We start from the raw sequence: 12,944 nt of genomic DNA, 5'->3' as shown, positions 1-12,944 counted from the left end.
ATTCATTTCACATTTTTATGCATGCAAGTGAGATGTTTATAGCGGAAACATGATCGCAGTCAAGTTTTATTTTTGGCTGACATTGACCGCTTTCCCTGTGCTTTAAGAATTGTCGCACTTAGTGACTATTCATAAAGCATTATTGCCGCTACTCCGACCATTGCACCACAGAGCCCAGAGACAAACTACCAGAAGTCTCCGAAGCCAGACGTTTCTTTACAATCGTTATAACATTCACGCTATGAATAATTTCTGCATAACGTTATGAGCGGCAGGACGAATGTTCTGGCCCTGCCGCCCGGCACATGCTGGCAATCAGGCCAGCAGTTTTTTAATACTTTCGCGGAATTTGGTGCCTTCTTTCAGGTTACGCATCCCGTAAGTAACGAAGGCCTGCATATAGCCCATTTTCTTACCACAGTCGTAGCTTTCGCCGGTCATCAGCATCGCATCAACGGACTGCTTTTTCGCCAGCTCGGCAATGGCGTCGGTTAGCTGGATACGGCCCCATGCGCCCGGTTCGGTACGCTCCAGTTCGGCCCAGATATCCGCCGACAGCACGTAGCGCCCCACCGCCATCAGGTCCGAGTCCAGGGTCTGCGGTTCGTCCGGTTTTTCGATAAACTCGACGATACGCGCCACCTGCCCTTCGGCTACCATCGGCTCTTTGGTCTGGATCACGGAGTATTCGGAGAGATCCCCCAGCATGCGTTTCGCCAGTACCTGGCTGCGGCCGGTCTCGTTAAAGCGGGCGATCATCGCGGCGAGGTTATAGCGCAGCGGGTCAGCGGTGCCGCCGTCAAGAATGATATCCGGCAGCACCACCACAAACGGGTTATCCCCGACGACCGGGCGGGCACAGAGAATGGAGTGGCCCAGGCCCAGCGGCTGCGCCTGGCGCACGTTCATGATGGTCACGCCCGGTGGGCAAATCGCCTGCACTTCCGCCAGCAGCTGACGCTTCACACGCTGTTCCAGCAGCGCTTCAAGCTCGTAGGAGGTGTCGAAGTGGTTCTCTACTGCGTTCTTCGAGGAGTGCGTCACCAGCACAATCTCTTTGATCCCGGCGGCGACGATTTCGTCCACAATGTATTGAATCATAGGTTTATCAACGATCGGCAGCATTTCCTTTGGAATTGCCTTTGTGGCCGGCAGCATATGCATGCCTAGTCCTGCGACCGGAATAACCGCTTTCAAATTCGCCATATTCATCTTCACCTGTTTGGTTACAAAACACGCGGTTTTGCAAAATTGTACATGTCACAAATCCATTGAAACTGATAATACACGGATACTGCCCGGGCATCTGCCCGCCAAATTCTTAAATTCACTGTCACCCTAAAGAATACACACAACTTTCTTTTATCAACAGTTTGAAGTGAGAATAATCTTATTCTCCATCAGGTTATTCAGCGGCTTGCTTCTTTGCGCCGCTCCACATGGCTGAAAAGCCTGTCCGCTGCGGCCAAAGAGGCGCCAGCCCTGCGCCGCCGTCCGTATGCCCGGAAAGAATAGGTTCAGATAATAAATTTATCCAGAAAATATATTTCAGCATTAACCGCCAGCCATGGCGGCATAATACCCGCAAACCACGCCAGAAATCTGCGATCATGCCTATTATGTACTCACTTCATAATATGAATTATGCCGATTTTGTGAGCGGACGTTGCACTTTCTCCAGCTCTGAGCATCCGCGCTCGCCGGAACGAACCATGATAAAAAGCCCCTTTTGCGGCCTCGCTGAAACGCAGCGGAAGCAGTTCTGATATCTGCAAGCTAATTCCAGAGGACTCACCATGGTGTTATTTTTCCACTGTTCTTTTCCGGAACATAATTCTTATCGATTCGCTTAATCTGCTGAAAATATATCCACCCCTGGCAGGGTGACATCCGCATCGTTATTGCATTTTAGACTCATCTTATCCATGATCGTCCTAACACATACCGCAGTCGTACAGGTTTAAATACTTATGGAATGGATTGCCGACCCGTCAATCTGGGCAGGTCTCGTCACGCTGGTGGTTATCGAGCTGGTGTTGGGTATCGATAACCTGGTCTTTATCGCTATCCTCGCCGAAAAGCTGCCTCCCGCCCAGCGCGACCGCGCGCGGATCACCGGCCTGCTGCTGGCGATGGTGATGCGCCTGCTACTGCTGGCCTCTATCTCCTGGCTGGTCACCCTGACCAAACCGCTGATTGTTTTTCACGACTTCAGCTTCAGCGCCCGCGATTTAATTATGCTGTTCGGCGGCCTGTTCCTGCTGTTTAAAGCCACCGTCGAGCTTAATGAACGGCTGGAGGGGAAAGACAGCGATAATCCCACCCAGCGCCGAGGGGCGAAATTCTGGGCCGTGGTGGCACAGATTGTGGTGCTCGACGCCATCTTCTCGCTCGACTCGGTGATCACTGCCGTCGGCATGGTTGATCATCTGGCGGTGATGATGGCCGCAGTGGTCATCGCCATCAGCCTGATGCTGATGGCCAGCAAGGCCCTGACGCGCTTCGTGAACAGCCACCCAACCATCGTTATTCTCTGTCTGAGCTTCCTGCTGATGATCGGTTTCAGCCTGATTGCTGAAGGCTTCAGCTTTATTATTCCGAAAGGCTATTTATATGCGGCAATTGGCTTCTCGGTGATGATTGAAGCGCTTAATCAGCTGGCGTTGTTTAACCGTCGTCGCTTCCTCTCCGCCAATATGACGCTGCGCCAGCGCACCACCGAGGCGGTGATGAATCTATTAAGCGGCCAGAGGGAAAAAGCTGAACTGGATGCTGACACGGCGTCGCTGGTGGCCGATCAGGATCATAATCCGCTGTTTAATCCCCAGGAACGGCTGATGATTGAGCGCGTGCTGAACCTTAATCAGCGCAGCGTCAGCAGTATCATGACTTCGCGCCATGATATCGAGCGCATTGACCTCAGCGCGCCGGAGGAGGAGATCCGCAGCCTGGTGGAGAAAAATCAGCACACCCGGCTGGTGGTTACCGGTGGGAAAGATAATGAAGACCTGCTGGGCGTGGTTCATGTCATCGACCTGCTTCAGCAGTCCCTGCGCCAGGAGCCGCTGGACCTGCAGGCGCTGGTACGTCAGCCGCTGGTCTTCCCGGAGGGGCTGCCGCTTCTCTCTGCGCTTGAGCAGTTCCGCCAGGCCCGCACTCACTTTGCCTTTGTGGTCGATGAGTTTGGCTCCGTCGAGGGGATTGTGACCCTGAGCGACGTCATGGAGACCATTGCCGGTAATCTGCCCAACGAGGTGGAGGAGATCGACGCCCGGCACGATATTCAGCATCATCAGGACGGTTCGTGGACGGTCAACGGTCATATGCCGCTGGAGGACCTGGTGCAGTACGTTCCGCTGCCGCTGGATGATAAGCGTGAGTATCATACCGTTGCCGGTCTGCTGATGGAGTATCTGCAGCATGTGCCGCAGGTGGGGGAAACTCTTGAGATTGACGGCTATACCCTGCGCACGCTGCAGGTCGACAGCCATCGGGTGCAGAAGGTGCAGATCGTCCCGCCGGTAAAGCAGGATGAGCTGGATTATGAGGTGTAATCGTCAGGGATAAATATCGGCCCAGGGGATCCCGGGCCGTAAAATTGCTAACCAGGTGCCCTGTTTAATGCCTGATGGCGCTTCGCTTATCAGGCCTACAGGATGGTGATATAAACCGGGGTATTGCACTCACCATATATCTTCGGCCGGGTCAGACGCACCTGCCGCCCGGCATCAACGGGGCTCCACACTTTGACGACATTCTCTCATTACGGGGAATTGAAGCTCCAGAGCAGCCACACTGCCTGATGGCGCTGCGCTTATCAGGCCTACATTAAGTGGCGATACAAACGGATGATATTGCACAAAACCCAGGCCGGGTCAGGCGCAGCCGTCACCCGGCATCATCTTGACCTCACCCTCTGACGACAATCTCACAGCCCGGCACGCCCGGGCCGCGGGGGTGGGGATTACAGCTTATCGAGCAATTTTTTGGCGTCTTTACTGTCCTGGCTGCCTTTATTACGTTCAACCCAGTCGTTGAGGCGCTGCTTCGCTTCGTCCTGCAGCTGTTTACGCAGGATCTGATCGACCTGCAGGCTGTAGCTCAGCGACTTCCAGTCACCGTAGATGCGCAGCGGGATGGCGGTCTGTTTCAGGCGGTCGATAAGTTTGCCCTCCCCTTTCCAGCCGCCGAGCACGCGCACGTTAAAGCGCATATCACAGTTCTCTTTCTGTAGATCGAGCTGTCCTGCACCGGTCATCGCCATCATGTCGGACTGTCCCTGCAGACGATTCAGCGTCACCAGACCGTTATTCAGCGTCAGCTGACTGCTCACGGAGTCCAGGCGAGTGGCGTTGTCGTAATTTTCCTGCGCCCGCACGTTGGTGCTGCGCTCCACGGCCTGCTGAACCAGCTGCTGGAAGTTCAGCCCTTCAGTACGGGTATCGGCCATCTGGAGCTGGGCCTGCCCCTGCCAGTGACGGCGGAAATCATCCGCGTCAATGCGCGTTCCGGAAAACTCACCGCTCAGCGACAGCTTGCCGGTCAGGTTTAAGGAATAGTTAAAGGCTTTGATAAGCGAACCGATCTCCACGTTCTGCAGGGCAGGCTGGAACGTCGCCAGCGGCGTATCGCCGCGGGCATCCAGGGAGCCGGGAAGGGAAAGCTGCCCGCCATCGAGATTGCCCTGCATTTTGCTGACCGTCAGCAGCCCCTGCTGGTTGCTGATCTCGCTCTGCACCTGCGTGAAGTTTAGCCCGCGCCACTGCAGCTGGTCAGCGCTCAGGGCCATCCGGCCGTTAAAGCCGCGCAGGCTCTGGTAATCTTCGCGCTCATCGCTATCGGCGATCACCGGACGCAGCGGACGCGTCTGGCTCTGGCCCTGCTGGCTGGCGCTGCTGTCCGTCGCCGGCGAATTTTGCGCCAGCAGGCTGTCAAGGTCGAGGGTGGTGGCGTGTAGATCCAATGACCAGTCAGGACGGTCCCCCAGCACCACGCTGCCGCTGCCGGTGACGGTGCTGCGGTTGGCCATCAGATTCAGGTTGTCAAAACGCAGGATTTTGCCCTCTTCCTGCCAGTTGGCCTGCAGGCTGCCCTGGCCATTAATACCGTCGGGCGGCAGCTCGGCGCCGCGCAGCTGCCAGCTTAGCTGGCTAAAATCGGCTTTTAAGGAGTGGGGATAATCGCCGCCCTGCACGGTGGCCGAGAAACTTAGCGCCAGGTCGCGCTGATCGCGGTTCACGCGACCGGAGAAATCAACGGTGGCCCGGTGGTTTTCATCCTGCTCCATTTGCAGGCGGATATCACGCACGGTCACCTGCTCGCCGTTCTCATGCTGGAAGAAGAGCACGCTGTCGGCCACCTGCAGCTGGCGCACATCATAGGACCATCCGCGATCCTCCGGGGCCTGCGGCAACGTGTTGTCATGCGGCACCACCGGCGCGGTGCTATCGCGAACCGCTTCGGTTTTCGGGGTCAGCTGGATCACCGCCCCTTTGAGCATCACCTGCTTCACCTGCAGCTGGTGCGAGAGCAGCGGCAGCAGCGCCACATCGAGGCGCATATTGTCGGCGCGGATCACCGGCTCCTGGGCGCCCCGGGCGGTCAACGTCATGCGTCCGCTAAGGATGCTGAGCTGCGGCCAGACGTGCCAGCGCAGCGGGCCATCGAGTTCAAGCTGATAACCGCTGCGCTCTGCCACCTCATGCACCATATAGGCGCGAAAATCGTTGGGATTGACCAGCAATACCAACGAGGTAAGCCCGGCGACAATCACCGCCAGCAGGATCATCAGCGTTGTCAGTATTCGTCTCATGGCACCCTCAGCAACACCCCGTTGACGTTATCAATCCTTATCGATTCGGCTCGCCACCGCGCCCTGCTGGTCGCGATATTTGGCGTCTTCACGGCGGTTATACGGCCGCGCCGCCGGGCCCGATAACGGCTCAAAGCTCAGCGCGCCGATAGGCATCCCCGGGCGCAACGCCAGCGGCAGCTTGCCAGAGTTGTAGAACTCAAGCACGATGCAGCCGGACCAGCCCGGATCAATGCGGTGCGCGGTAACGTGCACCATCAGCCCCAGGCGCGCCAGCGAGGAGCGTCCATCCAGCCAGCCCACCAGGTCGGCAGGCAGAGTGACCGACTCGTAGGTCACCGCCAGCGCCAGTTCGCCCGGATGCAGGAAAAACGCCTCCCCTTCCGGCAGGACGATCTCTTCGCTCATCACCCGGTCCAGCGCGGCGCTGACCTCAGCCTTCGGTCCGCTTAAATCGATAAACGGCGCCGTGTGGCCGCGGAACGTGCGGAATTTATTACCCAGCCGTACATCAACCGTCGCGCCATTAATACGCTCAACGGGCGGGCGCGGATTGATGGCGAGTCGCCCTTCATCCAACCAGGCTTCGATATCTCGGTCACACAGACGCATGGGCTTTCTCCTTATAAGGCTGCTTCCCGCACGCTTCGCGGCGGACAGGGCAATAGGGCTACTCTTTGCACGTTACACAATTCGGCCAGGTTATTCAAAGAACTGACTGATTTTGGCCTTCAGAATATCAATGGCGATGCGGTTTTTGCCGCCGCGCGGCACGATGATGTCGGCATACTGCTTCGACGGTTCAATAAACTGCAGGAACATCGGACGTACAGTTTTCTGATACTGGGCCATCACCGAGTCCATGGAGCGGCCGCGCTCGTTAACGTCGCGCTTAATACGGCGCATCAGGCAAATATCCAGCGGGGTGTCGACGAAAATAGAGAAGTTAAGTTCGTTACGCAGGCGCGCGTCGGTCAGCAGCAGGATCCCTTCAAGAATAATCACCTTCTTCGGCTCGACGTGAATGGTATTCGGCGTGCGGGTATGCTCGACGTAACTATAGACCGGCAGCTCAATCGGCTGGCCGCTTTTCAGCATTTGCAGATGCTGGAACAACAGACTGTGGTCCATTGAGCTCGGGTGGTCGTAGTTGGTTTTGACGCGCTCTTCCATCGACAGATGACTTTGATCTTTGTAATAGCTGTCTTCCGGAATGACGCCAATATGTTCGTCGCCAACTTGTTCACGCAATTCGCGATAAAGAGTACTGGCAATAAGACTTTTGCCAGAAGCCGATGCGCCGGCGATGCCTACAATGACGCACTGATGGGACATATCAGTCATAAATTTTTGCGACCTGATTAACCTGGATAGAGATGGAGGGTGGCGGCGGACCGCCAAACGCGGCAATTATAGGGATTTCAGCGCCCCGATACCAGTGGTATGCGCCCCGGACGGCTATTCCACCACCGGCGTCCAGTCATCGGTATACCAGATGTGCAACAGCGCATACGATCGCATCGGCTGCCAGCGGCGGGCATAGCGGGCGATGGTGGCCGGTGTCATTCCCGGAAAGCGCTGTTTAATCAGGTAATCGTCCGGCAAAAAGATATCCTTCGCCTGCCAGCCGCGCAGGGCAAAGTAGTTTGCCGTCCAGCGGCCAATCCCGGGGAATGTCTGCAACTGCCTGAGCCCGGCGTCGATGTCCGTCGGCGCGGTCAGGGGCAACTCGCCGCTGAGCGCCGCCCGGGCGAGATGGATCAGCGCCTCTGCGCGTCGAAGCGGCATGCCCAGCGCCTTCAGCGCCTGCGGTTCGACCCGGGACAAGATGTCCGGCGTCGGGAACAAGACATAGCCAGGCGCCTCCGCCAGCGGTTCGCCCCAGCCTGCCGCCACTTTGGCGGTGAGCCGGGCGGCCATCGCCACGCTCACCAGCTGGCCCAGCACCGCGCGCACCGCCTGCTCGAAGGCATCCAGCGCCCCCGGCAGACGTAGCCCCGGCCGCGCCTCGGCCAGGCCGCCGAGCGTGCAAGCGACCTGCCGCGGATCGCAGGCCAGATCAAACAGCCGGCCAATTCGCGTATAGCAGATCTCCGCCACCGGCTGCAGCCCCGGGGAAAGGGTCACCCGCAGGCCCTGCGCCTCTACATCTGGCGTCAGATGGATCAGACCACGATGGCCCGCCACAGCAAAGCTGCGGCTATAGCCTCCATCATGAAAGCGCTCAACGCCGGCGACGGCACGCGCCTGCAGAAAACCAACCATCCACGCCCAGTCGTAGGGGGGGATCCAGGGTAACAACACCATAAGCTCTCCTTTATATAGCGTTTCAATGATAGTCGCCCACGGCCATCGGCGCCTTGCTTTTAAATTCCGGTTGTCGGCATGGCGGCAATCCGCTAAAGTCGCCCCCCTTCTTCACCGGCATGGGGATTTTGCAGACGATGTTTATTGGTTTTGACTACGGCACCGCCAACTGTTCGGTGGCCGTGATGCGGGAAAACAAACCCCAGCTGTTGACGCTGGAAAACGGCAGCGCGCTGCTGCCCTCGATGCTCTGCGCGCCAACGCGCGAAGCGGTTAGCGAGTGGCTCTATCGCCATCACGACGTGCCCACCCACAGCGACGAAAACCAGGCGCTGCTGCGTCGGGCCATCGCCGCGAACCGCGATGAAGACATCGAAGTACTGCGCAACAGCGTGCAGTTCGGCCTCGCCTCGCTACAGCAGTATGTTGAGGATCCGGAAGAGGTCTACTTCGTTAAATCGCCAAAATCCTTCCTCGGCGCCAGCGGGCTTAAGCCGCAGCAGGTGGCGTTGTTTGAAGACCTGGTCTGCGCCATGATGCTGCACATCAAGCTGCAGGCCGAAAGCCAGCTGCCCGAGCCCATCGACCAGGCGGTGATTGGCCGACCGATTAACTTCCAGGGCCTCGGCGGCGACGAGGCGAACGCCCAGGCGCAGGGCATCCTGGAGCGGGCCGCCCGCCGCGCCGGTTTCCGCGACGTGGTCTTCCAGTTTGAACCGGTGGCCGCCGGGCTCGATTTCGAAGCGACCCTCAATGAAGAAAAACGGGTGCTGGTCGTCGATATCGGCGGCGGAACCACCGACTGCTCTCTGCTGCTGATGGGCCCGCAATGGCGGGAACGCGCCGACCGCCAGCAGAGCCTGCTCGGCCACAGCGGCTGCCGCATCGGTGGCAACGACCTCGACATTGCCCTGGCCTTCAAATGCCTGATGCCCCTCCTCGGTATGGGCGGCGAAACGGAGAAAGGTACCGCGCTGCCGATCCTGCCGTGGTGGAACGCGGTGGCGATCAACGACGTGCCGGCGCAGAGCGATTTCTACAGCACCGCCAACGGCCGTCTGCTTAACGATCTGCTGCGCAGCGCCCGGGATGCCGACAAGGTAGCCTTGCTGCTGAAAGTCTGGCGCCAGCGTCTCAGCTATCGTCTGGTGCGCAGCGCCGAAGAGAGCAAAATCGCCCTCTCCAGCGCCGCCAGCGTCGAAACCGCGCTGCCGTTTATTCAGGACGATCTGGCCACCGCCATTGCCCGGCAGGGTCTGGAAGCGGCGCTGGATCAGCCCCTGACCCGCATTATGGAACAGGTGCGGCTCGCGCTCGACAGCAGCCAGACCACCCCGGATGTGATCTATCTTACCGGCGGCAGCGCCCGTTCGCCGCTGATCAAAAAGGCGCTGGCCGCTCAGCTGCCGGGTATTCCGCTGGCCGGCGGCGATGATTTTGGCTCGGTGACCGCCGGGCTGGCCCGCTGGGCGCAGGTAGTCTTCCGCTAGGCGCTCGCCAGCGCCACACAGCAGGTCTGTCCTGATCGTAGCGCTGCAGATTACGCTGGAATATTCCTGGTCTCCCACGCAAAATGGCCTGTTCGTCCGGACAGGCCTGTCCATTCTCCCCCGCATCCGGGGTCTATTACCCATACCGTAGCCAGACGTCTGCGGTCTGTATCGTTGGCATGCCGCAAGGGGGCGTGATTGAAAAGGGTGTCTGCGATCTTCGCGGCAGTGCGGCATCGCCGGCTGCGATTGCTGGCCGGCTGGCTGGCCAGCTGTGGATTACTCTTTCTGCTGGCTATCCCGCAGGCGCAGGCGACAACGCGCCAGGTGGGCATTGATATTCCGGTCCAGTGGTATGCGGACAACAGCGGCCAGATGACGGTCGATCGCTTCGCCGCCATGCCCTCGGACCAGCTCGCCACTACCCGGCAGATCCCCTCCTTTGGCTATTCGCGAAAAACCTGGTGGCTGCGCAGCGAGCTGCCGGGAACGTGGTTTGCCGGGGAGCCGCGCTGGCTGCAGCTGAGCCCCTCCTTTGTCGACCACCTGACTATCTATTACCGGCCACTGGGCAGCGGCGGCCCGTGGACAGAGCGCGCGTTTGGCGACCGTGACACCTCCCGCGGCAGCGACCTGCACTACCGGGAGAGTGTGCTGATCCTCCCCCCGCCGCCAACCGCCGCCGGCTATGAGCTGGTCTTTCGTCTGCAGAGCACCAGCACCCTGATCCTGCTGGCCTCGCTCTCCTCTCCGCAGGCGTTTGTGCAGCGGGCCACCGCCGACACCGCCTTCTGGAGCTTCTATTTTGGTCTGGCTACCGTCGCCAGCGGCGTCGCGCTGTGGCTGGCGCTGGCCCTGCGCCGGCGTCTGCTGTGGGGGATCTGTCTGTTCTCGCTCAACTACCCGCTGGTGGCCGCCCTGCACGGCTTCCCGGAGTGGTTCTTCGGCAGCGCCGCGCGGCCCTTCCAGGACTATATGATCAGCAGCCTCTCTTTGTTCAGCTATGCGACCGCCCTCTGGCTGCACAGCGAGATTTTTGATTTGAAGAAAAATATGCCGCGGCTTCATCAGCTACTGATCGCCGCGGTGGTCCTCAACCTGGTGCTGCAGTGCAGTATTCCGCTGGGATTTTACGGCCTCGCCATGCAGATTGAAGGCGTGATCTTCATCATTATCACCCCGGTGCTGCTGTTCACGTCGTGGTGGCTGTGGCGCAAAAACGCCATCGACCGCAACACTCTGCTGCTGGGTTTGCTGCCACCGTTCTATGTCGCCGCCGCGGTGCTGGTGCAACTGTCAATTCACGGGATTATCCCTTTCCATATGGCCATCTATTCTCTCTGGCAGTACGCGCTGATCGTGCACATCATTACGGTGTTGATCATTGCTATCCTGCGGGTGCGCGCTGAAAACCGCCAGCTGGATCACAAGCAGCGCCTGGCGCGCGAGCTGCAGATCGAACGCGAAGCCAGCTTCCACCAGCGGCAGTTTATGGGCATGGTGGCGCACGAATTCCGCACGCCGCTGGCGGTGATCCAGGCGGCGCTGGAGAATCTGCGCTTCTCGGCAGCATCGGCCAGCCAGGAGGCACGCTTCGATCGCATCGGGCGCGCCGCCACCCGTCTGGTGCAGCTCACCGATAACTGCCTCGCCGACGCCCGGCTCGCTTCCCACGATCTGCACGTCGATCGCCAGCAGACCGCCCTGCTGTCGGTGATCAACATGGCCGCCTCGGTGGTGGCCATCTCCCACGACCATTACCTGAACATCCGCCATTACGGCGCGGTGGAAAGCCCGCAGCTGCAGGCCGATGCTGGCCTGCTGTGCATCGCCATCGCTAATCTGCTGGATAACGCGGTGAAGTATTCGCCCCCCGGTGAAATCGCCATCGATATCCGCTCCGAAGCCGGGCATACCGAGCTGCGCATTCGCGACCACGGCCCGGGCCTGCCCGACGGGCAAGCGGAACTGATCTTTGAGCGCTACCGCCGCGGCGAGCACACGTCGCCGGTGCCGGGCGGCACCGGTCTCGGACTGTATGTTGCGCGTCAGATCGTGCAGGCTCATGATGGCAAACTGTGGCTGGCCGAGCATGGCCCGGACGGCTGCACCTTTATTCTCACCCTCCCCACGGTTGCTTAAGAGGAGAACGACGTATGGCTTTACGGCTGGCGATAATTGAAGATAACGCCGATCTGCTGGATGAACTGCTGGCCTGGCTGGGCTATCGCGGCTTCGAGGTGTGGGGCTCGCGCAGCGCCGAAGCCTTCTGGCGACAACTGCACAGCCATCCGGTGGACATCGTGCTGATTGATATCGGCCTGACCGGGGAAGATGGCTTCAGCGTGCTGAGCTACCTGCATGAGCTGGGGCATTACGGGCTGGTGGTGGTCAGCGCCCACGGCCAGCAGCAGGATAAACTGCAGGCGCTCAGCCTTGGGGCCGATGCTTACCTGATTAAGCCGGTTAACTTCGCCCACCTTGCGGAGACCCTCACCGCCCTTGGCGCCCGCCTGCAGCAGGATCGACCCGCCGCCCTTCCATCGGAGGCGCCCGGCACCGCGTCATCCGCCGCCACCGGACTGTGGCGTCTGCATGAGGATAAACTGATTTCTCCCGATGCCCGGACGCTGGAGTTAACCCAGCAGGAGTACCGTCTGGTGGAGCTGTTAATGCGCAATCGCAACGAGGTGTGCAGCAAGCTGGACCTCCATGCCTGCCTGTTTTCCCACGAAAGCGAGCCTGACCTGCACCGCATCGACGTGGTGATTAGCCGCCTGCGCCATAAGGCACGCCAGCAGGGAATTCACCTGCCCGTACGCGCGATCTTTGGTAAGGGGCTGGCCTTTATTTCCTGATGGACGGCGCGCTGAGGACCGGAATCACGTGCCGGGGTTAATTTTTCTCATTTTCTGAGAGAAATGAGAGGAATGAGACTGACGATGCTGTTAAGAACTTTCTTATAGTGCTACCACATCAGGATGATGTCGTATGATTTTCAGTGGACAGAAAAGCATATAACAAAACGTATTAGCCGTTCGTGGCAAATTCTGAGATCATGCAACACAAACAAGGTAAAAACGATGGCCATGCAAACGTGGTTAGTTTTATTGCTATGCATTTTTTTCTTCAGCATCTCTGTATACAGCTTTATTTCCTATCTGAAAGACAGGAGACGGCAGAAATTTACTTTTAACGACAAGCGTTCCGCTCGTCGTAAATAATTCACTTTAAAATAATAAAAAATTATTGCAGGTACTTTTATACCGTCAACACACCGCATACGCCCGGAGGATTGGTCACAGCATGGCGTTATGTTTTTGCATAAGGAAATA

At 58.7% G+C, this 12,944-nt stretch carries 10 protein-coding genes and 1 pseudogene; 5 read left to right on the top strand and 6 right to left on the bottom strand.

Annotation, left to right across the window (positions count from 1 at the left end):
• Positions 1 to 239 precede the first annotated feature (239 nt).
• Together galF and ACKLKD_RS16895 are read right to left on the bottom strand one after the other, a co-directional pair.
• Positions 240 to 1,212: pseudogene (gene galF, locus ACKLKD_RS16900) on the bottom strand (GalU regulator GalF).
• 193 nt (positions 1,213 to 1,405) lie between these two features.
• Positions 1,406 to 1,612 carry a hypothetical protein gene (locus ACKLKD_RS16895; protein WP_132312348.1) on the bottom strand — a complete coding sequence of 69 codons (207 nt, stop codon included), beginning with the start codon at positions 1,610 to 1,612 and terminating at the stop codon, positions 1,406 to 1,408.
• Positions 1,613 to 1,970: 358 nt separating this feature from the next.
• On the opposite strand from ACKLKD_RS16895, the gene ACKLKD_RS16890 reads away from it, so the two are divergent.
• Positions 1,971 to 3,554 carry a TerC family protein gene (locus ACKLKD_RS16890; protein WP_087805369.1) on the top strand — a complete coding sequence of 528 codons (1,584 nt, stop codon included), beginning with the start codon at positions 1,971 to 1,973 and terminating at the stop codon, positions 3,552 to 3,554.
• Positions 3,555 to 3,964: 410 nt separating this feature from the next.
• Here the strand turns inward: ACKLKD_RS16890 and asmA are convergent, their stop codons facing one another.
• The 4 genes from asmA to alkA all read right to left on the bottom strand — a co-directional run bounded on the left by asmA (position 3,965) and on the right by alkA (position 8,119).
• Positions 3,965 to 5,812: an outer membrane assembly protein AsmA gene (asmA, locus tag ACKLKD_RS16885; RefSeq protein ID WP_080897471.1), complete on the bottom strand. Its 1,848-nt coding sequence runs from the start codon at positions 5,810 to 5,812 to the stop codon at positions 3,965 to 3,967.
• 30 nt (positions 5,813 to 5,842) lie between these two features.
• Positions 5,843 to 6,424 (bottom strand): dCTP deaminase, encoded by a 582-nt coding sequence (dcd, locus tag ACKLKD_RS16880; protein ID WP_004151145.1) that lies wholly within the window; start codon positions 6,422 to 6,424, stop codon positions 5,843 to 5,845.
• A 90-nt stretch (positions 6,425 to 6,514) separates the two neighbouring features.
• Positions 6,515 to 7,156, bottom strand: a complete 642-nt coding sequence (gene udk / locus ACKLKD_RS16875) for a uridine kinase (protein ID WP_002912442.1) — start codon at positions 7,154 to 7,156, stop codon at positions 6,515 to 6,517.
• A gap of 114 nt (positions 7,157 to 7,270) precedes the next feature.
• Positions 7,271 to 8,119, bottom strand: a complete 849-nt coding sequence (gene alkA, locus ACKLKD_RS16870; RefSeq protein WP_080897470.1) for a DNA-3-methyladenine glycosylase 2 — start codon at positions 8,117 to 8,119, stop codon at positions 7,271 to 7,273.
• 137 nt (positions 8,120 to 8,256) lie between these two features.
• Between alkA and yegD the strand changes: the two genes are divergently transcribed.
• From yegD to ACKLKD_RS16850, 4 genes are all read left to right on the top strand, one after another.
• Entirely contained in the window at positions 8,257 to 9,609 is a 1,353-nt protein-coding gene (yegD, locus tag ACKLKD_RS16865; RefSeq protein WP_087805367.1) for a molecular chaperone, read from the top strand.
• A 288-nt stretch (positions 9,610 to 9,897) separates the two neighbouring features.
• Positions 9,898 to 11,751 (top strand): sensor histidine kinase, encoded by a 1,854-nt coding sequence (locus tag ACKLKD_RS16860; protein WP_165931858.1) that lies wholly within the window; start codon positions 9,898 to 9,900, stop codon positions 11,749 to 11,751.
• Positions 11,752 to 11,765: 14 nt separating this feature from the next.
• Complete coding sequence (locus ACKLKD_RS16855; RefSeq protein ID WP_087805365.1) at positions 11,766 to 12,467, top strand: response regulator transcription factor; 702 nt, start codon at positions 11,766 to 11,768, stop codon at positions 12,465 to 12,467.
• Positions 12,468 to 12,692: 225 nt separating this feature from the next.
• On the top strand, positions 12,693 to 12,833 hold the full coding sequence (locus tag ACKLKD_RS16850; RefSeq protein ID WP_042929430.1) for a small membrane protein: 141 nt from the start codon (positions 12,693 to 12,695) through the stop codon (positions 12,831 to 12,833).
• The last annotated feature ends 111 nt before the right edge of the window (positions 12,834 to 12,944 follow it).

This window comes from Klebsiella sp. 10982 (assembly GCF_048589245.1).
Classification (GTDB): Bacteria; Pseudomonadota; Gammaproteobacteria; order Enterobacterales; family Enterobacteriaceae; genus Klebsiella; species Klebsiella quasivariicola.
The sequence above is the reverse complement of the archived record's forward strand: the minus strand, read 5'-3'. Positions and strand labels throughout refer to the sequence as shown.

Bases quoted from the DNA above. Each gene is read 5' to 3' on its own strand.
- ACKLKD_RS16895 (WP_132312348.1), bottom strand. From the start codon at position 1,612: ATGATCGCAGATTTCTGGCGTGGTTTGCGGGTATTATGCCGCCATGGC.
- ACKLKD_RS16890 (WP_087805369.1), top strand. From the start codon at position 1,971: ATGGAATGGATTGCCGACCCGTCAATCTGGGCAGGTCTCGTCACGCTG.
- asmA (WP_080897471.1), bottom strand. From the start codon at position 5,812: ATGAGACGAATACTGACAACGCTGATGATCCTGCTGGCGGTGATTGTC.
- dcd (WP_004151145.1), bottom strand. From the start codon at position 6,424: ATGCGTCTGTGTGACCGAGATATCGAAGCCTGGTTGGATGAAGGGCGA.
- udk (WP_002912442.1), bottom strand. From the start codon at position 7,156: ATGACTGATATGTCCCATCAGTGCGTCATTGTAGGCATCGCCGGCGCA.
- alkA (WP_080897470.1), bottom strand. From the start codon at position 8,119: ATGGTGTTGTTACCCTGGATCCCCCCCTACGACTGGGCGTGGATGGTT.
- yegD (WP_087805367.1), top strand. From the start codon at position 8,257: ATGTTTATTGGTTTTGACTACGGCACCGCCAACTGTTCGGTGGCCGTG.
- ACKLKD_RS16855 (WP_087805365.1), top strand. From the start codon at position 11,766: ATGGCTTTACGGCTGGCGATAATTGAAGATAACGCCGATCTGCTGGAT.
- ACKLKD_RS16850 (WP_042929430.1), top strand. From the start codon at position 12,693: ATGGCCATGCAAACGTGGTTAGTTTTATTGCTATGCATTTTTTTCTTC.